Consider the following 17,554-nt stretch of genomic DNA (forward strand, 5'->3'; position numbering starts at 1 on the left):
CCGTGAGTCACGTCCTCACGGGGGTCTTCCGCTGAACACGTCCGCACGCGAAGGCTGAGAAGACGATCACGAGCCGGACGGGTCTAGGCGCTGCGGATCAGCCCTTGACGGGGATCAGCAGCGGGGTGTTCGCCTTGGCGTCGGCGTAGCGCCGGGCCACGTCCTGCCAGTTGACGACGTTCCACATGGCCTCGATGAAGTCGACCTTCTGGTTCTTGTACTGGAGGTAGAAGGCGTGCTCCCAGGCGTCGAAGACCAGGATCGGCGTGCTGGCGACGCCCACGTTGCCCTGGTGGTCGTAGACCTGCTCGACGACCAGGCGGCCGCTGACGGGCTCGTACGCGAGCACGCCCCAGCCGGAGCCCTGCGTCGCGGAGGACGCGAAGGTCAGCTGCTTCTTGAACTTGGCGAAGGAGCCGAAGGACTCCGTGATCGCGTCCGCGAGGTCGCCCACCCCGTCGGCCGCGGTCGGCTCGCCACCGCCCTCACCGGTCTTGGGGCTGGCCATGTTGTTCCAGTAGATGCTGTGCAGGATGTGGCCGGAGAGGTGGAACGCCAGGTTCTTCTCCAGCCCGTTGAGCGCGCCCCAGTTCTCCTTGTCGCGCGCCTCCTCCAGCTGCTCGAGCGTGGTGTTGGCACCCGTGACGTAGGCCGCGTGGTGCTTGTCGTGGTGCAGTTCGATGATCTGCGGGTTGATCACCGGCTCGAGCGCCGCGTAGTCGTAAGGAAGCTCAGGAAGCGTGTAGATCGCCATGCGTGTTGTCCGGTCCCCTCAGCGTGCCAATCGCTAATTGCAATTAATGCGCAACTGCACGCTAGCAGCATCTATTCCGGCTCCACGAGTAAGGGTCACCTCTCCTGTGCGCACCGCCCGAACGCCGAAGGCCGGACCCGTGCGTGTGCACGGACCCGGCCTCTGACGTGCCGTCGGGCAGGGGTGTTACCTCGGAGCGGACTCCCCGGAGGCGGCGCGCCGGCGCTGCATCACGTACCCGGTCGCCGCCAGGGCCGCGGTCAGTCCGCCGGTGAACACGACCTGCACCCGGGTGTCCTCGCCCAGGACCATCAGCACCAGCACGCCCGCGACGCCCGCCAGCGCCACCCAGGTCAGGTACGGGAAGCCCCACATCCGCACGACCAGCTTGCCGGGGGCCTCGCGCTCCAGGCGCCGGCGCAGCACGTACTGCGAGACGGCGATGAAGCCCCAAACGACCAGGATGACCCCGCCGACCATGTTCAGCAGCCAGGCGAAGAGGGTGTCCGGGTACCAGTAGGACAGCAGGACGGTGACGAAGCCGAAGCCCGCGGAGGCGAGCACCGCCCGGCGCGGCACCCCGCCCGAGACCTTGCCCATCGCCCGGGGGCCCTGGCCGCGCGCGACCAGGGAGTAGGCCATGCGCGAGGAGCCGTAGATGTTGGCGTTCATCGCGGACAGCAGGGCGATCAGGATCACCACGTTCATGATCTGGCCGGCGGCCGGGATCCCCAGGTGGTCCAGGGTCGCCGCGTACGGGCCGTGCTCGGTGACGGCCGGGTCGTTCCAGGGCAGCAGGGTCACGATCACCAGCATCGAGCCGACGTAGACGATCGCGATCCGCCACATGGTGGTCCTCACGGCCCGGGCCACGCCCTTGACCGGGTCCTCGGACTCGGCGGCCGCGATGGTCACCGTCTCCAGGCCGCCGTACGCGACGACGGAGGCGAGCAGGCCGACCAGCAGGCCGTCGACCCCATTGGGCAGGAAGCCGCCGTCGTGCAGCAGGTTGTCCGCGCCGGGGGAGGAGGTGCCGGGCAGCAGGCCGAGGACGGCGAGCACGCCCAGCCCGAGGAAGAGCGCGATGGCGCCGATCTTGAGGGCGGCGAACCAGAACTCGAACTCGCCGAAGCGCGAGACGGCGCCCAGGTTGGCGGTGGTGAAGACCACCATCAGGACCAGCACCCACATCCACGACGGGGTGCCGGGGAACCAGCCCGCCAGGATGTGCGCCGCGCCGATCGCCTCGATGGCCACGCCCACGACCAGCAGGGTCCAGAACATCCAGCCCGCCGTGAAGCCGGCCCAGGGCCCGACCGCCCGCTCGGCGTGCACCGAGAAGGAACCGGAGGCCGGGTTGGCGGCGGACATCTCGCCGAGCATCCGCATCACGAACATCACGAGCAGCCCGGACGCGGCGTACGCCAGCACGATGGAGGGGCCGGCGGCCGCGATGCCGGCGCCGGAGCCGACGAAGAGGCCGGCGCCGATCACCCCGCCGAGGGCGATCATCGAGAGGTGGCGCTGCTTGAGGCCGTTGCCGAGGGGCGACCCGGCCCCTGCGGCCGTCGGGGCCTGCTGTCCGGGAGGTGCGGTGGTGGTGCTCTGACTCATGGGGCCAGTCTGTCGAGCGTCCGGTTATCGGACGTCGTCGGTCCACTATCCGGACATCGCTCTCACCGGACGTGACCGCCCCGCCCCGGAAAGCGGAACGGGCCCGGGACGGAAGTCCCGGGCCCGCGGCACGTCTGTCGCGGCGTCAGGACCGCCGGTCCCGCGCCTCCCGGTACCACGCCACCAGCAGCACCAGGGCCGCAGCCCCGGAGGACCACAGCAACTGCGGCCGCGCCGAGTCGTCGAACAGCATCAGCACCAGCACCGCCGCCATGCCGACGAGAGCCGCCCACGTCAGGTACGGGAAGGCCCACATCGGCAGCGTCAGCCGCTCCGGCATGTCCCGCTCCAGCCGGGGCCGCAGGCGCAGCTGCGAGACGGCGATCAGCGCCCACACGAACAGCAGCACCGCGCCGACCGCGTTGAGCATGTAGAGGAAGACCGTGTCCGGCCACAGCAGGTTCAGCACCACCGAGACGAAGCCGAAGGCCACCGAGGCCAGCACCGCCCGCGTCGGCACCCCGCTGCCCGACACCTTCAGCAGCGACTTCGGCGCCTCGCCCCGCTCGGCCAGCGAGAACACCATGCGCGAGGAGCCGTACAGATTGGCGTTCAGCGCCGACAGCAGTGCCACGAACACCACGATGTTCATGATCTGGCCGGCCGCCGGGATCCCGATCGAGTCGAGGACGGCGACGTACGGGCTCTCACCGGGCTCCAGCGAGTCCCACGGCAGCAGGCTCACGATGACCAGCATCGAGCCGACGTAGAAGAAGAGGATGCGCCACACCGCGCTGCGCACCGCGCGGGACACGGACCTGGCCGGGTCGTCCGACTCGGCGGCGGCGATGGTGACGACCTCCAGACCGCCGAAGGCGAAGACCACCGCCAGCATCCCCGCGATCACCCCGCCGACCCCGGCCGGGAAGAAGCCGCCCTGCCCGGTCAGGTTGGCCGTGCCCACCGGCTCGGTGTCGGGGAGCAGGCCGAAGACCGCCAGGGTGCCCAGGATCAGGAACAGCACGATCGCGCCGACCTTGAGGGCGGCGAACCAGAACTCGAACTCGCCGAAGTTCCGTACGGCGGCCAGGTTGCTGAGCGTGAAGACCACCATGAAGATCAGCACCCACAGCCACTGGTCGACCGAGGGCACCCACCCGTGCGCGATGTTCGCGGCGCCGGTCGCCTCCACGGCCAGCACCACCACCAGCAGGAACCAGTACAGCCAGCCGGCCGAGAAGCCGGCCCAGCGCCCGAGGGCCTTCTCCGCGTACACGGAGAAGGAGCCGGAGGCGGGCATCGCGGCGGACATCTCGCCGAGCATCCGCATCACCAGCATGGCGAGCACGCCCGCGAGCAGGTACGAGCAGATGATCGCGGGGCCGGCGATCCCGATGCCGGCGCCGGAGCCGACGAAGAGGCCGGCGCCGATCACGCCGCCGAGGCCCAGCATGGTCAGGTGACGCTGCTTGAGGCTGTGGCTGAGGGGTTCCGGGGGCAGCTCGCTCCCGGTGACGGACAGGTCTTCGCGCATGAGCAGATTCGTACTCTCGGTAGGCAAGCGACGCCGGGGGCTGCGCAAGGGATGGACGGGGAATCCAGGGGTATCCAGGGGGATTGGCGGGAACCTACAGTCTGGCTGGAGGGCCCCCCGGGAGCAAAAAGGATGTGCCGTCGAATGTGGCCCGTGATCGGGATCACTTCAACGCGGGTGTAAGGCCGTGCCTTTGTGCGGTCTCCACCAAACCGGACAGTACGGCTTTGTCCCGGTCGATGGTGGGGCGGCCGTTGGCCGGCGGCTAACGTCGCGGTGACCTGCCCGACCACCCCACCCTCCGGAGCCTTCGATGAGCACCGCTTCCGTCTCCTTCCGGCCCGGCGCCGTCCTCGCCGATCTGCTGCCCGCGAGCCGCGTCAAGGACGCCGCCCTCGTGGCCGGCGGAGCCGCGTTCACCGGCCTGGCCGCGCAGATCTCCGTCCAGGTCGACGGCCTGGCCGCCCCGATCACCGGTCAGACCTTCGCGGCCCTCCTCGTCGGCACCGCGTTCGGCGCCCGACGCGGCTTCCTGTCGCTCGCGCTCTACGTGCTGGTCGGCATGGCCGGCGTGCCGTGGTTCGCGAACGGCGGCTCCGGCGCGGGCGGCGCGACCTTCGGCTACGTCCTCGGCATGCTGCTCGCCGCCACCCTCGTCGGGGCCCTCGCGCGGCGCGGCGGCGACCGCTCGGTGCTGCGCATGGCCGGCACGATGGCGCTGGGCTCCGCGGTGATCTACGCGGTGGGCGTGCCGTACCTGATGGCCGTCACCGGGATGTCCCTCGAGACCGCCGTCGCCAAGGGCCTGGTCCCGTTCCTCATCGGCGACGCCCTCAAGGCCGCCCTCGCGATGGGAGCCCTGCCGGCCGTCTGGAAGCTGGCCGGCCGCCGCAGCTGACCGCCCCCCGTACGCCGGAGCCCGGCCCGCCAGTGACGGCGGGCCGGGCTCTGTCGTGCGTGGGCGTACAGGGCTCAGCCCCGCAGCGCGGCCCGCTTGCGGCGGAGGTCCAGCACCACGCCGACGGCCACGACGAGGGCGGCGACCAGGGTGGACAGGGTGACCACCTCGCGGTTCGCGTCGTCCACGAACATGTAGCCGATCACGAACATGATCAGTGCGGCGGTGGCCCAGGTCAGCCACGGGAAGAGCCACATCTTGACGGTCAGCTTCTCCGGGGCCTCGCGGACCAGGATCCCGCGCATCCTCAGCTGGGTGAAGCAGATCACCAGCCAGACGAAGAGCGCGATGGCACCCGAGGAGTTCAGCAGGAAGTTGAAGACCGTGTCCTTGAAGGCGTAGTTGAAGTAGACGGCGACGAAGCCGAAGACCGTGGAGCCCAGGATCGCGGCGACCGGCACGCCCTTGGCGTTGACCTTGGCGAACGCCTTCGGGGCGTCGCCGCGCTCACCGAGCGAGAAGGCCATGCGGGAGGCGGTGTAGAGGCCCGAGTTCAGGCAGGACAGCACGGCGGTCAGGACGATGACCTCCATGATCGTGCCGGCGTGCGCGATGCCGATCGAGTCCAGGGCGGCGACGTACGAGCCCTTCTCGGTGATCGACTTGTCGTTCCACGGGAGCAGCGTCAGCACGATGAAGATCGAGCCGAGGTAGAAGACGCCGATCCGCCAGATGACGGAGTTGGTGGCCTGGGTGACCGCCTTGCGGGGGTTCTCCGACTCGCCGGCGGCGAGGGTGACGATCTCGCTGCCCATGAAGGAGAAGACGACCATCAGCACACCGGTCAGGACGGCCCCGTACCCGTTGGGGAAGAAGCCTCCGGTGTCGGTCAGGTGCGCGAAGCCCGCGCCCGGGTTGTCCGAGCCCGGCAGCATGCCGAAGACGGCCAGCATGCCGACGACCACGAACGCGCCGATGGCGACGACCTTGATGCCCGCGAACCAGAACTCGAACTCACCGTAGGAGGCGACCGAGCCGAGGTTCGTGACGGTCAGCACCGCCATCACGATCAGCGCCCAGGCCCACTGCGGGACGGCCGGGATCCAGTTCTCCAGGATGGCGGCACCCGCGGTGGCCTCCACGGCGAGCACGACGACCCAGAAGAACCAGTACAGCCAGCCGATGGAGAAACCGGCCCAGCGGCCCAGCGCCCGGTCGGCGTACGCGGAGAAGGAGCCCGAGTTCGGGCTGGCGGCGGCCATCTCGCCCAGCATCCGCATCACGAAGACGACCATCGCGCCGACGAGGGCGTACGAGATCAGGATGGCGGGGCCGGCCTTGGCGATGCCGCCGCCGGAGCCGACGAAGAGCCCGGCGCCGATGACACCGCCGATGGCGATCATGGAGAGGTGGCGGTTCTTGAGACCGGCCTTGAGACCGTCGGAGGGCTGGGCGGAACCGGGGTCGCCGGTCGAGTCGCCTGCCTTCTGAAGGGTCGTCGTGGTGCTCATGGACGAATCCTTAGGTTCTCGGGTGGAGAGTTCCGGCATTCAAACCCGATTTCCGGCCAGTACGGAAGACCTTCTTCCGATAGTTACCCAAGGCCCCTAACCCGGGACCAAGGTCCCGACCCCTCCCGTCTGCGTTCTTTGGGTTTACTTGAGGTTTAGAAGTGATTTATGCGACACCCCTCCGCCGTCCTCCGGAGCCGCGCATGCCACACTCGACCCATGCGCGTGTATCTCGGATCCGACCATGCCGGCTTTGAGCTCAAGAACCACCTGGTGGACTGGCTCAAGAACAACGGCCACGAGCCCGTCGACTGCGGGCCCCACATCTACGACGCCGTGGACGACTACCCGCCGTTCTGCCTCCGCGCCGCGGAGAAGACCGCCGCGGACGCCGACAGCCTCGGCATCGTGATCGGCGGCTCCGGCAACGGCGAGCAGATCGCCGCCAACAAGGTCAAGGGCGTGCGCGCCATCCTCGCCTGGAGCGTGGAGACCGCGAAGCTCGGCCGCGAGCACAACAACGCCAACGTCATCTCCGTCGGCGGCCGGATGCACTCCCAGGAGGACGCCACCCGCTTCGTCGAGGCCTTCCTGGAGACCCCGTACTCCGACGAGGAGCGCCACACGCGCCGCATCGACATGCTCTCCGCGTACGAGACCACCGGCGAGCTCCCCCCGATCCCGGCCCACCACCCGCAGGACCAGTAGGACCCCGTGCCGCCGGACGCACCCGTCCGGCGGCACGCACCCGATGGAGGAGCACCGCCGTGCCCGAGGGGCATACGATCCACCGCCTCGCCCAGGACCACACCGAGCGCTTCGCCGCCCGCCCCGTACGGGTGAGCAGTCCCCAGGGCCGCTTCGCCGAGAGCGCGGCCCTGCTCGACGGGCGGGAGCTGGAGGGCGCCGAGGCCCACGGCAAGCACCTCTTCCTGGAGCTCGGTGACGCCTGGATCCACATCCACCTGGGCCTCTTCGGCAAGCTCGGCTTCGGCACCGCCCCGGCCCCGCCGGCGACCGACACGGTCCGGCTGCGCCTGCTGAACGAGGACCACTACGCCGACCTGCGCGGCCCCACCGCCTGCGCCCTGATCGGCGAGGGCGAGAAGAAGGCGATACACGACCGCCTCGGCCCCGACCCGCTGCGCCCGGCCGACGACCCGGTCCGCGCCTGGGCCCGGATCTCCCGCAGCCGGACCACGATCGCCGCCCTCCTGATGGACCAGAAGACCGTCGCGGGCGTCGGCAACGTCTACCGCGCCGAGGTCCTCTTCCGGCACGGCATCGACCCCTACCGGCTCGGCAAGGACCTCACCCGCGCCGAGTGGGACGCGATGTGGGCCGACCTGGTGGTGCTGATGCGCGAGGGCGTCCGCAAGAACCGCATCGACACCGTCCGCGACGAGCACCTCCCCGAGGCCATGGGCCGCCCGCCCAGGGTGGACGACCACGGCGGCGAGGTGTACGTCTACCGGCGGGCGAACATGCCCTGCCACATCTGCGGGGGCGAGATCCGCACCGCCGGCCTCGCCGCCCGCAACCTCTTCTGGTGCCCCACCTGCCAGCGGCGGTAGCCCTAGGCCCGGTCGTCAAAGTCCCGCCTGACCGGCGCTGCTTTGACGACAGGGCCTAGAACGAGTGCGGCAGCCAGGGCGCCACATCACCGGCGAAGGCCCGCGACGCCTGCCGCAGCGCGCCCGGGCGCAGCTCGCGCACCCGCCCCGCCGCCGCCAGCGAGGTCAGGGTGATCCCGCCCAGGTACGCCGAGCCCAGCTCCCGCACCGACAGGGCCAGGTCGGCGGCGTCCCGCGTGCGCGCGCACCGCGCCGCGCCGTCCCCGTCGGCGGACAGCCGCCACCGCCCGGTGTTCCACGGGCAGAACGCGTCCTCCACCTCCACGACCACGTCCACCGCGGCCCCGTACGCCCGCGCCTCCAGCGCCGCCGGCAGGTCCACCAGCCGTAGGTGCAGCGCGTCGCGCTGCTTCGCCCGAACCCGCCGGACGTCGCTCACCAGGTGCAGCAGCGGATCGTCGACGGGCCGCGCGTACGCCCGTACGTGCCAGGTCAGGTCGATCTCGAAGAGGTAGCGCCACAGCGCCGCGTACGCCGCCGGGTCCAGCGCGTCCACCTGGGCGACCTCGACCTTGCCGTCCGAGCCGGTCAGTTCCCAGTCCGGCCTGACCCGGTAGCGGGCGTACCCGGTCACCTCGCCGTCCGGACCCTCCGCCACCACGCACGTGAGCGGCGACGCCCCCTCCCGGTGCTCCGGCGCGTCCAGCAGTGCGTGCCGTTCCCAGCCCGGCCGCCGCGCGAGCATGCCCGGCCGCCCCGCGACCAGGGCGGCGTAGACCCGCTCGCAGTCCGGCAGGGCCTTCTCCGGGTCCACGAGCCGCAGCCGCACCCCGTCCGTCCCCGGCGGCACGGAGAGGCGTACCCGGGTGGTGTCGATGTCGACGGCCGTGGAGTACGCGGCGGTCCCGTACCCGAAGCGGCCGTAGATCTCCGGCTCCGACGCCGTCAGCACGGCGACCGGCTCCTCACCCGTACGGATGTCGTCCAATTGGCGCCGCATCAGCGAGGTGAGCACCCCGCGCCTGCGGTGGGTCGGCGCGACCCCGACCATGGTGACGCCCGACGCCGGGACCAGGGCCCCGCCCGGCACCGAGAGGCGGAAGCCGAAGGCCGAAGCGGAGCCGACGCAGTCCTCGCCGTCCCAGACGCCGAGGGAACGGTCGAGCTCCGTCAGGGATCGGAAGAGCTCCCGGGCCGGGGCGGGCTCGGAGACGCCGCCGAACGCCAGTTCCAGATGCCGGAACCAGACATCCCAGTCATCCTGCTTCAAAACCCGCATCTCAAGTGCCATGCGGCCATCCTCACGCGCGCGTTCCGTCGCGGTCGAAGGGTTTTCGCTCCGCGAAGCGCCATTGGTCCGGGGGTCCCCCTGCGCGGCCACAGCCAGGATGGATATGGTCCCGGAGCAATGGCCGGAGCACGCGTCGAGACGTTCACGGCCCGGATGCGCATGCTGTCGCACCGGGCCCGCACCGCCCTGCGCAAATCCGCCGTCGACTACTTCCGCGGGGACGCCTCCGACTGGCTGGCCTTCGCCGGCCTCCTCCTGACCGTACCCGCCATAGCCTGCGGCACCCTGCTCATGCCCGTCTGGTTCTCCCCGTCGGCCCTGGTCCTGCCCATCGTCGCCGGCGGCCTCCTGCTGCGCCCCGCCAGCCTGCTCGGGCTGTACGCCGCCGCCGCGGCCGCCCTGATCGTCGAGGCCCTCGTCCTCGGCCCGTACACCCAGGGACCCGCCCGGGTCACCCCCGGGACCGTGCTCGTGGTCGCCGCCTGCGGATTCTTCGGACTGGTCATCGCCCAGTTCCGCAGCCGCGTCGGCGTCCCGTGGAGACGCGGCGGCACCATGCTCTTCGACCTGCGCGAACGCATCCGCGTACAGAGCAAGCTGCCCGCCCTGCCGCGCGGCTGGCACCGCGAGATGGCCCTGCGCCCGGCCGGCGGCCAGTCCTTCTCCGGCGACTTCGTCGTCGCCGCCCGCACCAACGGCGGCCGCACCCTGGAAGTCGTCCTCACCGACGTCTCCGGCAAGGGCATGGAAGCCGGCTCCCGCGCCCTCCTCCTCTCCGGCGCCTTCGGCGGCCTCCTCGGCGCCCTGCCGTCCCAGGAGTTCCTCCCCGCCGCCAACGGCTACCTCCTCCGCCAGGACTGGGAGGAGGGCTTCGCCACCTCCATCCACCTCGTCCTCGACCTGGAGACCGGCGACTACGAACTCCTGTCCGCCGGACACCTCCCCGCCCTCCAGCTCTCCGCCGGCACCGGCCGCTGGCAGGAGGTGACCGGCGAGGGACCGCTCCTCGGCGTCTACGACGGCGCCGAATTCGCACCCGCCCGCGGCAACCTGCGCAGCGGCGACGTCCTCATGCTCTTCACCGACGGCCTCGTCGAGACCTCCGACCGCGAGATCAGCGAGGGCATCGACCGGCTCACCGGCGAAGCCGACCGGTACGTCGCCGCCGGCTGGGAGGGCGCCGCCTGGCACCTCATCGAGAAGGTCGCCAAGGACGTCAACGACGACCGGGCCCTGCTCCTCATCCGCCGCTCGCCCTGACCCGGGGTGGGGTTTACCCCACCAGCCGTCCGCCGGGCCGCTCCATGGCCGCCCCCGCACGCCGCTCCGTAGCGTCGGGGACACCAGCGGACAGCGGTACGGAAGGCGGCACACCATGGCGTTCAGGCGGACCAGGCGACACGACGAGGAGACCGGCCCCGCCGTGGAACTGCGCGGAGTACGACGCGTCTACGGACGCGGCGCCGCCTCCGTCCACGCCCTGCGCGGCATCGACCTCACCCTCCCGCGCGGCAGCTTCACCGCCGTCATGGGCCCCTCCGGCTCCGGCAAGTCCACCTTCCTCCAGTGCGCCGCCGGACTCGACGTCCCCACCGAGGGCTCCGTCCGGCTCGGCGGCACCGAGATCACCGCCATGAACGAGAACGAACTCACCGAGCTGCGCCGCAGCCGCCTCGGCTTCGTCTTCCAGGCCTTCAACCTGCTGCCCTCGCTGACCGTCGAGCAGAACGTCCTGCTCCCGATGAGCCTCGGCGGCGGCCGCCAGGACCGGGCACGCGCCGCGGAACTGCTCGCCCGGGTCGGGCTGGAGGGCAAGGGCCGGCGCCGCCCCGCCGAACTGTCCGGCGGACAGCAGCAGCGGGTCGCCATCGCCCGGGCCCTGGTCACCCGGCCCGACGTGGTCTTCGCCGACGAACCGACCGGCGCCCTCGACACCACCACCGCCGCCGAGGTGCTCGGCCTGCTCCGCGACGCCGTGGACTCCCTCGGCGCCACCGTCGTCATGGTCACCCACGACCCGTCCGCCGCCGCCCACGCCGACCAGGTGCTCTTCCTCGCCGACGGCCTCATCGCGGACCGCCTCCCGCGCACCTCCGCCCAGCGGATCGCCGCCCGCATGACCACCCTCACGACCCGCCCGGGCTACCCGGCACCGGCAGCGGCGTAGGGCAGCCCCGACGGCCACAGCCCGTCCGCCGCCCGCGCCGCCTGCCCGGACCCGCCGCCCGTAGGCCCCCCGCCCGCCCGTACGCCGCTCCGCGCCCGCCGGGGACCCCCCCCCGCCGTGCGCCTCGCCCCCCCAACGCCGCCCCGGGTTCCGCCGGGCCACTCGCCGCCGATTGGCCCGGTCGCCCGGCCCGGGCGGCGTCTACCGTCCCGCCCATGGACCGCACGCTCGCCGCCGACCTCGCCCGCCTCCCCGAACTCCTCGACGCCACCCGCCGCGCCGCCGCCGAGGCCCTCACCACCCTGGACGACCGCCCCGTCGTACCGCCCGGGGACGCGCCGCCGCCCGCGCCCCTTCCCGAGCACGGCACCGGCACGGAAGCCGCCCTCGCCGACTTCCGGGCCCGCTGGGCACCCCGCCTCTCCGCCTCCGCCGGACCCCGCTACCTCGGCTTCGTCACCGGCGGCGCCACTCCCGCCGCCCTGGCCGGGGACTGGCTGACCGCCGCCCACGACCAGAACTCCAACTCCGCGCTCGACGGCGCCGGCCAGCACCTCGAACGCGAGACCGTCGGCTGGCTGCGCGAGCTCTTCGGCCTCTCCGCCGCCCACACCGGCACCTTCGTCAGCGGCGCCACCCTGTCCAACACCGCCGGCCTCGCCATCGCCCGCGAATGGCTCGGCGAACACCTCGGCGTCTCCCCGGCCGAGGACGGGGCCGCCGCCCTCGGCCCCGTCCGCGTACTGTCCGGCGCCCCGCACTCCTCCATCGCCAAGGCCCTGTCCGTCCTCGGCCTCGGCCGCTCCGCCCTCGTCCGCGTGCCGACCCTCCCCGGCCGGGAGGCCGTCGACCCCGCCGCCCTCGACCGGGCCCTGGCCGAGACGCCCGGCCCGGCGGTCGTCGTCGCCAACGCCGGTACCGTCAACACCGCCGACTTCGACGACCTCCGCGCCGTCGCCGCCCTCAAGGACCGCCACCGCTTCTGGCTCCACACCGACGCCGCCTTCGGCGCCTTCGCGGCCCTCACCCCCGCACACGCGCACCTCGTCGCCGGCCTCGACGCCTCGGACTCCGTCTGCGCCGACCTGCACAAGTGGCTCAACGTCCCCTACGACAGCGCCGTCCAGTTCACCCGCCGCCGCGACCTCCAGTCCCGGGTCTTCGCCAACGCCGCCGCCTACCTCGGCCCCCTCGGCGCCGACCCCGACCTGGTCCACCTCACCCCCGAGAACTCCCACAGGCTGCGGGCCCTCGCCGCCTGGTTCACCCTCCGCGCGTACGGCCGCGAGGGCCACCGGGAGATCGTCGAACGGGACATCGCCTGCGCCCGCTCCCTCGGCGAACGCCTCGGCCGGGACCCGGCCTTCCGGCTCCTGTCCCCGGTCCGCCTCAACGTCGTCTGCTTCACCCTCGCCGAAGCCCCCACCCCCGAGCGGCTGACCGCCCTGCGCGAGGCCGTCGCCGCCGACGTCTTCGTCACCCCCACCGTCCACGGGGGAACCGCCGCCCTGCGCGCCGCGTTCTCCAACTGGCGCACCACACCGGCGGACGTGAACCGCGTCGCCGAGGCCCTGCGCACGGCAGCCGAGGAGATCGCATGACGGACCGCTCCCTGACCCTCGCCGAGGTGGAGGCCCTCGCCCGCTCCGCGCACGAGGGCCAGACCGACAAGGCCGGCCGGCCCTACGCCGAGCACCTGGCCGCCGTGGCCGAAGGCGTCCGCCTGCGCGGCGGCACCCCCGCCCAGCAGGCCGCGGCCTGGCTCCACGACTCGGTGGAGGACGACGCGCTCAGCCCCGCACAGCTCGCCGAGGCCGCCCTGCCGCAGGAGGTCAAGGACATGGTCCTGGCGCTCACCAAACGCCCCGGGGAACCACTGGAGGAATACGCCGCCCGTGTCCTCGCCACCCCCGGCGCCCTCCTCGTCAAGGAAGCCGACCTCGCGCACAACGCCGACCCGGTGCGCCTGTCCGTACTGGACGCGCCGACCCGGGACCGGCTGACCGCGAAGTACGCCCGCGTCCGCTCCCTCCTCGGCATCACCCCGCCCTGAACCCGGCCCCCGGTCCCGCTCCGCCCCATATGTGCCGGATCTGCGCCCGTCCGGCGGGAAAGACATCATGGCGATTCGTCACGAGGCGGGTAGTGGGGGCCGGTTGGTGGGAGGATGGTGCAAGTGGGGCGCGCGCGACCGCGCGCGCCGGGCCGGCCAGGGGACGACCGAAGGTGTGATCAGTAGTGGCCATTTCGCTGTCAGTGGTGGTTCTGTTGGCGATCATCCTGGTGATCCTGATCCGCGGCGGCCACATCAAGGCCGGCCCCGCCATCGTCGCGGTCCTCTTCGGCTTCTTCCTCGCGTCCAGCTCCATCGCCCCGGACGTCAACCGCTTCCTGAACTCCCTCGCGGACACCATCGCGGGCATCAAGCTCTGACGCGGGCCTTCCGCGGGGCCCTCCGGACCCGGAAAAACGCCTCGGGGCCAGGGCGGAGAGAAATCTCCGGCGCCTGGCCCCGAGTCATGGAGAGCGGGTGACGGGAATCGAACCCGCGTAGCTAGTTTGGAAGACTAGGGCTCTACCATTGAGCTACACCCGCAACATGCGCGCCGCAGGTCCGGGGACCGCGGCACGGACAGCATCCTAGCGGGTCGCGCGGGGGGAGTGCACACCGCTTTTCCCGCCGTGTCCGGCCCGCTCCGCGCGCGCGTGCGCCCGCCGGGGAAAACCGGGGCGTCGGAGGGTCTCCGGGCATGTACCCTACGTGTCGCACCGACGGGGTGTGGCGCAGCTTGGTAGCGCGTCCGCTTTGGGAGCGGAAGGTCGTCGGTTCGAATCCGGCCACCCCGACCACCAGTACCGCCCGCCACCGGGATCTCCGAAGATCGCGTTGTGGGCTGATTGCCGCTTGCGGTTACTATGCAAGCTGCGTGCCCGTGTGTCTGATGCCGGGCCGAAATCCGCCGAGGCCGCTGAATCACAGCGGGCCGGCAGAACCCCAAGCAGTCAGCCACAAGGAGACCGAACCGTGAAGAGCGCCGTGGAGACCCTGAACCCGACTCGGGTTCGGCTCACTGTCGAGGTGCCCTTCGAGGAGCTCAAGGACAGCCTCGACGCGGCGTACAAGAAGATCAACCAGCAGGTCACGGTGAAGGGCTTCCGCAAGGGCAAGATCCCGAACCGGGTCATCGACCAGCGCTTCGGCCGCGGTGCGGTGCTGGAGGAGGCCGTCAACGACGCCCTCCCGAAGTTCTACACCGAGGCGGTCAACGAGGCCGACCTGAACCCGCTGGGCCAGCCCGAGGTCGACATCACCGAGCTGAAGGACGGCGAGCTGCTGGCCTTCACCGCCGAGGTGGACGTCCGCCCCGAGATCGAGATCCCGGACTACTCCGGCATCGAGGTCGAGGTCGACGCGGTCGAGGTCTCGGACGAGGACGTCGAGAAGTCGGTCGAGCAGCTGCGCAACCGCTTCGCGTCCACCAAGGACGTCGAGCGCGCCGCCGCCGAGGGCGACGTCGTCACCATCGACCTCGAGGCCAAGGTCGACGGCGAGGTCCTCGCGGACGGTGTCGCCACCGACGTCTCCTACACCATCGGCTCGGGCGAGCTCCTCGACGGCATCGACGAGGCCGTCAAGGGCCTCGAGGCCGGCGGCGAGGCCACCTTCACCTCGCAGCTGAAGGGCGGCTCCGCCGAGGGCAAGGACGCCGAGGTCACCGTCAAGGTCACCAAGGTCTCCGCCCGCGAGCTGCCGGAGCTGGACGACGAGTTCGCCCAGATGGCGAGCGAGTTCGACACCCTGGAGGAGCTGAAGGCGGACAGCCGCAAGCGCCTCGAGAACATGAAGCAGTACGACCAGGCCACGCAGGCCCAGGAGCGCGTCCTGGAGAAGCTGCTGGAGCTCGTCGAGGTCCCGATCCCCGAGAAGCTCCTCGCGGACGAGGTCCAGACCCGCAAGCACAACCTGGAGCACCACCAGCTCGGCCAGATGGGCCTGAACCTCGAGAAGTTCCTCGAGATCCAGGGCAAGACGGTCGAGGAGTTCGACGCCGAGACCTCCGAGCAGGCCGTCAAGGGCATCAAGACGCAGTTCGTCCTCGACGCGCTGGTCAACAAGGAGAAGCTGGGCGTCAACCAGGAGGAGCTCACCGAGCACCTCATGCGCCGCGCGCAGTCCTCCGGCATGTCCCCGGACCAGTTCGCCCAGGCCGTCGTCGAGGGCGGCCAGGTCCCGATGCTGGTCGGCGAGGTCGCCCGCGGCAAGGCCCTCGCGGTCGTCGTCGAGGCCGCCAAGGTCGTCGACACCAAGGGTGAGGTCGTCGACCTCTCCGACGACGAGGACGAGGTCGAGGCGGCCGCCGAGGCCGTCGAGGGCGACGCCGAGGCGCAGGCCGACGAGGCCAAGTAACACCCCCGGGCGACGCCCCGGCGGAGCCCCCTGAGCAGTGCCCCGAAGGGCCCGGACGCAGCCGCGTCCGGGCCCTTCCGCATGCCCCCGCGAAGGGCTCGGGACCTTGCGCTCCGAGCGAACAGTTCGGGAAGCGGGATGGCGTTGTCCTACCTGCGCGTTAGGGTCCATGAATACGAGGGCACGGGAGTACCCGAAGTCGGCGGGCATCGCCCCCCGGTAGGTCCGCGCCCCAGAACGAGACGCTGAGACGGCATGTGGCCGTCGGAGACGAGCAGGTGGATACGTGACGAATCTGAAGCCTTACGCCGCGGGTGAGCCGTCCATCGGTGGCGGCCTCGGCGACCATGTCTACAACCGGCTGCTCGGCGAACGCATCATCTTCCTCGGCCAGCAGGTCGACGACGAGATCGCGAACAAGATCACGGCGCAGCTCCTGCTCCTGGCGGCCGAGCCGGACAAGGACATCTACCTGTACATCAACAGCCCCGGTGGCTCCGTGACGGCGGGCATGGCGGTCTACGACACCATGCAGTACATCCCGAACGACGTCGTCACCATCGGCATGGGCATGGCGGCCTCCATGGGCCAGTTCCTCCTCACCGGCGGCGCGACGGGCAAGCGCTTCGCGCTGCCGAACACCGACATCCTGATGCACCAGGGTTCCGCCGGTATCGGCGGCACCGCCTCGGACATCAAGATCCAGGCCCAGTACCTGCTGCGCACCAAGCAGCGCATGGCTGAGATCACCGCGCACCACTCGGGCCAGACCGTGGAGGCGATCATCCGCGACGGCGACCGCGACCGCTGGTTCACGGCGGAGGAGGCCAAGGAGTACGGCCTCATCGACGAGATCATCTCCGCCGCGTCCCTGGTCCCGGGCGGCGGCGGCACCGGGGCCTGATCCCGGCCCGGCGCGCGGGGGCCCGTACGGGGCCCCGTACGCCAGCCCGCCCGAGCCAGGCACCCCCAGCCCGCAGAACGCCACCAGGACGGTGAACACCCAGATGCTGAACAACTTCTCCGCGAGCGGCCTCTACTCCGGCCCCCAGGTCGACAACCGCTACGTCATCCCGCGCTTCGTCGAGCGCACCTCGCAGGGCGTGCGCGAGTACGACCCGTACGCGAAGCTCTTCGAGGAGCGCGTGATCTTCCTCGGCGTGCAGATCGACGACGCCTCGGCCAACGACGTCATGGCGCAGCTGCTGTGCCTGGAGTCGATGGACCCGGACCGCGACATCTCGATCTACATCAACAGCCCCGGTGGCTCCTTCACCGCGCTGACGGCCATCTACGACACCATGCAGTTCGTGAAGCCGGACATCCAGACGGTCTGCATGGGCCAGGCGGCCTCCGCCGCCGCGGTCCTGCTCGCCGCCGGCACCCCGGGCAAGCGCATGGCCCTGCCGAACGCCCGTGTGCTGATCCACCAGCCCTCCGGCGGCACCGGCCGCGAGCAGCTCTCCGACCTGGAGATCGCGGCCAACGAGATCCTGCGCATGCGCGACCAGCTGGAGACCATGCTGGCCAAGCACTCGTCCACGCCGATCGAGAAGATCCGCGAGGACATCGAGCGCGACAAGATCCTCACGGCCGAGGACGCGCTCGCGTACGGGCTGATCGACCAGATCGTCTCGACCCGCAAGATGAACGCGGTCTGATCCTTGCCGCCACTCGGCGCGGCCGCACCGCAGGATTCTGCGATGTGAACCGCGTCAAGGGGGCCCCGAACGGGGCCCCCGGCAAGGTACCGTCGGATATGAGGCACCAGGAGCGCTGAACCAGGCGTCTCCCAGGCGAAGG

16 protein-coding genes and 2 tRNA genes are annotated in these 17,554 nt (G+C 71.3%); 12 read left to right on the forward strand and 6 right to left on the reverse strand.

Translation table 11 applies throughout. The features are described 5' to 3' along the window. Nucleotides 1-97: 97 nt before the first annotated feature. The 3 genes from ACZ51S_RS15160 to ACZ51S_RS15170 all read right to left on the reverse strand — a co-directional run bounded on the left by ACZ51S_RS15160 (nucleotide 98) and on the right by ACZ51S_RS15170 (nucleotide 3,902). Complete coding sequence (locus tag ACZ51S_RS15160) at nucleotides 98-754, reverse strand: superoxide dismutase (RefSeq protein ID WP_125597991.1); 657 nt, start codon at nucleotides 752-754, stop codon at nucleotides 98-100. 186 nt (nucleotides 755-940) lie between these two features. Further along, nucleotides 941-2,368: an amino acid permease gene (locus tag ACZ51S_RS15165; RefSeq protein WP_468474923.1), complete on the reverse strand. Its 1,428-nt coding sequence runs from the start codon at nucleotides 2,366-2,368 to the stop codon at nucleotides 941-943. A 145-nt stretch (nucleotides 2,369-2,513) separates the two neighbouring features. Further along, nucleotides 2,514-3,902: an amino acid permease gene (locus ACZ51S_RS15170; RefSeq protein WP_468802016.1), complete on the reverse strand. Its 1,389-nt coding sequence runs from the start codon at nucleotides 3,900-3,902 to the stop codon at nucleotides 2,514-2,516. A 313-nt stretch (nucleotides 3,903-4,215) separates the two neighbouring features. On the opposite strand from ACZ51S_RS15170, the gene ACZ51S_RS15175 reads away from it, so the two are divergent. Next, a complete protein-coding gene (locus ACZ51S_RS15175; protein ID WP_468960985.1) occupies nucleotides 4,216-4,800 on the forward strand; it encodes a biotin transporter BioY in 585 nt (194 codons plus the stop codon). 74 nt (nucleotides 4,801-4,874) lie between these two features. Here ACZ51S_RS15175 and ACZ51S_RS15180 read toward each other — a convergent pair whose 3' ends face one another. Then, the gene (locus ACZ51S_RS15180; protein WP_468884131.1) at nucleotides 4,875-6,311 is read right to left on the reverse strand and encodes an amino acid permease; all 1,437 of its coding nucleotides are present in this window, start codon (nucleotides 6,309-6,311) and stop codon (nucleotides 4,875-4,877) included. 219 nt (nucleotides 6,312-6,530) lie between these two features. Between ACZ51S_RS15180 and ACZ51S_RS15185 the strand changes: the two genes are divergently transcribed. Both ACZ51S_RS15185 and ACZ51S_RS15190 read left to right on the forward strand, forming a co-directional pair. Beyond that, nucleotides 6,531-7,019 (forward strand): ribose-5-phosphate isomerase, encoded by a 489-nt coding sequence (locus ACZ51S_RS15185; protein WP_388938902.1) that lies wholly within the window; start codon nucleotides 6,531-6,533, stop codon nucleotides 7,017-7,019. Nucleotides 7,020-7,078: 59 nt separating this feature from the next. After that, complete coding sequence (locus tag ACZ51S_RS15190; protein WP_468474919.1) at nucleotides 7,079-7,885, forward strand: Fpg/Nei family DNA glycosylase; 807 nt, start codon at nucleotides 7,079-7,081, stop codon at nucleotides 7,883-7,885. A gap of 55 nt (nucleotides 7,886-7,940) precedes the next feature. Here ACZ51S_RS15190 and ACZ51S_RS15195 read toward each other — a convergent pair whose 3' ends face one another. Continuing rightward, a complete protein-coding gene (locus ACZ51S_RS15195; RefSeq protein ID WP_468960987.1) occupies nucleotides 7,941-9,176 on the reverse strand; it encodes a GNAT family N-acetyltransferase in 1,236 nt (411 codons plus the stop codon). Nucleotides 9,177-9,293: 117 nt separating this feature from the next. On the opposite strand from ACZ51S_RS15195, the gene ACZ51S_RS15200 reads away from it, so the two are divergent. From ACZ51S_RS15200 to ACZ51S_RS15220, 5 genes are all read left to right on the forward strand, one after another. Further along, the gene (locus tag ACZ51S_RS15200) at nucleotides 9,294-10,436 is read left to right on the forward strand and encodes a SpoIIE family protein phosphatase (protein ID WP_468474917.1); all 1,143 of its coding nucleotides are present in this window, start codon (nucleotides 9,294-9,296) and stop codon (nucleotides 10,434-10,436) included. Between the two features lie 115 nt (nucleotides 10,437-10,551). Then, entirely contained in the window at nucleotides 10,552-11,343 is a 792-nt protein-coding gene (locus ACZ51S_RS15205; RefSeq protein ID WP_468802015.1) for an ABC transporter ATP-binding protein, read from the forward strand. 215 nt (nucleotides 11,344-11,558) lie between these two features. After that, entirely contained in the window at nucleotides 11,559-12,944 is a 1,386-nt protein-coding gene (locus ACZ51S_RS15210) for a pyridoxal phosphate-dependent decarboxylase family protein (RefSeq protein WP_468960991.1), read from the forward strand. Continuing rightward, nucleotides 12,941-13,396 (forward strand): HD domain-containing protein, encoded by a 456-nt coding sequence (locus ACZ51S_RS15215; RefSeq protein WP_468474914.1) that lies wholly within the window; start codon nucleotides 12,941-12,943, stop codon nucleotides 13,394-13,396. Before ACZ51S_RS15210 ends, ACZ51S_RS15215 begins: the two co-directional genes overlap by 4 nt. A gap of 185 nt (nucleotides 13,397-13,581) precedes the next feature. Beyond that, the gene (locus ACZ51S_RS15220; protein WP_388938914.1) at nucleotides 13,582-13,776 is read left to right on the forward strand and encodes a hypothetical protein; all 195 of its coding nucleotides are present in this window, start codon (nucleotides 13,582-13,584) and stop codon (nucleotides 13,774-13,776) included. A 92-nt stretch (nucleotides 13,777-13,868) separates the two neighbouring features. Here ACZ51S_RS15220 and ACZ51S_RS15225 read toward each other — a convergent pair. Further along, a tRNA-Gly gene (locus tag ACZ51S_RS15225) sits at nucleotides 13,869-13,939 on the reverse strand. A 177-nt stretch (nucleotides 13,940-14,116) separates the two neighbouring features. Here ACZ51S_RS15225 and ACZ51S_RS15230 point away from each other — a divergent pair. The 4 genes from ACZ51S_RS15230 (at nucleotide 14,117) to ACZ51S_RS15245 (ending at nucleotide 17,412) form a co-directional block, all read left to right on the forward strand. After that, nucleotides 14,117-14,193, forward strand: a tRNA-Pro gene (locus ACZ51S_RS15230). Nucleotides 14,194-14,368: 175 nt separating this feature from the next. Further along, entirely contained in the window at nucleotides 14,369-15,751 is a 1,383-nt protein-coding gene (tig, locus tag ACZ51S_RS15235) for a trigger factor (protein ID WP_468474913.1), read from the forward strand. Nucleotides 15,752-16,037: 286 nt separating this feature from the next. Further along, nucleotides 16,038-16,655 (forward strand): ATP-dependent Clp protease proteolytic subunit, encoded by a 618-nt coding sequence (locus ACZ51S_RS15240; RefSeq protein WP_388938917.1) that lies wholly within the window; start codon nucleotides 16,038-16,040, stop codon nucleotides 16,653-16,655. Nucleotides 16,656-16,758: 103 nt separating this feature from the next. Then, nucleotides 16,759-17,412 carry an ATP-dependent Clp protease proteolytic subunit gene (locus tag ACZ51S_RS15245; protein WP_468475066.1) on the forward strand — a complete coding sequence of 218 codons (654 nt, stop codon included), beginning with the start codon at nucleotides 16,759-16,761 and terminating at the stop codon, nucleotides 17,410-17,412. Nucleotides 17,413-17,554: the final 142 nt, after the last annotated feature.

The sequence above is a fragment of the Streptomyces sp. NPDC034043 genome (genome assembly GCF_055575675.1).

Bases quoted from the DNA above. Each gene is read 5' to 3' on its own strand.
- ACZ51S_RS15165 (WP_468474923.1), bottom strand. From the start codon at position 2,368: ATGAGTCAGAGCACCACCACCGCACCTCCCGGACAGCAGGCCCCGACG.
- ACZ51S_RS15205 (WP_468802015.1), top strand. From the start codon at position 10,552: ATGGCGTTCAGGCGGACCAGGCGACACGACGAGGAGACCGGCCCCGCC.
- ACZ51S_RS15195 (WP_468960987.1), bottom strand. From the start codon at position 9,176: ATGGCACTTGAGATGCGGGTTTTGAAGCAGGATGACTGGGATGTCTGG.
- ACZ51S_RS15185 (WP_388938902.1), top strand. From the start codon at position 6,531: ATGCGCGTGTATCTCGGATCCGACCATGCCGGCTTTGAGCTCAAGAAC.
- ACZ51S_RS15210 (WP_468960991.1), top strand. From the start codon at position 11,559: ATGGACCGCACGCTCGCCGCCGACCTCGCCCGCCTCCCCGAACTCCTC.
- ACZ51S_RS15175 (WP_468960985.1), top strand. From the start codon at position 4,216: ATGAGCACCGCTTCCGTCTCCTTCCGGCCCGGCGCCGTCCTCGCCGAT.
- ACZ51S_RS15200 (WP_468474917.1), top strand. From the start codon at position 9,294: ATGGCCGGAGCACGCGTCGAGACGTTCACGGCCCGGATGCGCATGCTG.
- ACZ51S_RS15180 (WP_468884131.1), bottom strand. From the start codon at position 6,311: ATGAGCACCACGACGACCCTTCAGAAGGCAGGCGACTCGACCGGCGAC.
- ACZ51S_RS15215 (WP_468474914.1), top strand. From the start codon at position 12,941: ATGACGGACCGCTCCCTGACCCTCGCCGAGGTGGAGGCCCTCGCCCGC.
- ACZ51S_RS15170 (WP_468802016.1), bottom strand. From the start codon at position 3,902: ATGCGCGAAGACCTGTCCGTCACCGGGAGCGAGCTGCCCCCGGAACCC.
- ACZ51S_RS15160 (WP_125597991.1), bottom strand. From the start codon at position 754: ATGGCGATCTACACGCTTCCTGAGCTTCCTTACGACTACGCGGCGCTC.
- ACZ51S_RS15245 (WP_468475066.1), top strand. From the start codon at position 16,759: ATGCTGAACAACTTCTCCGCGAGCGGCCTCTACTCCGGCCCCCAGGTC.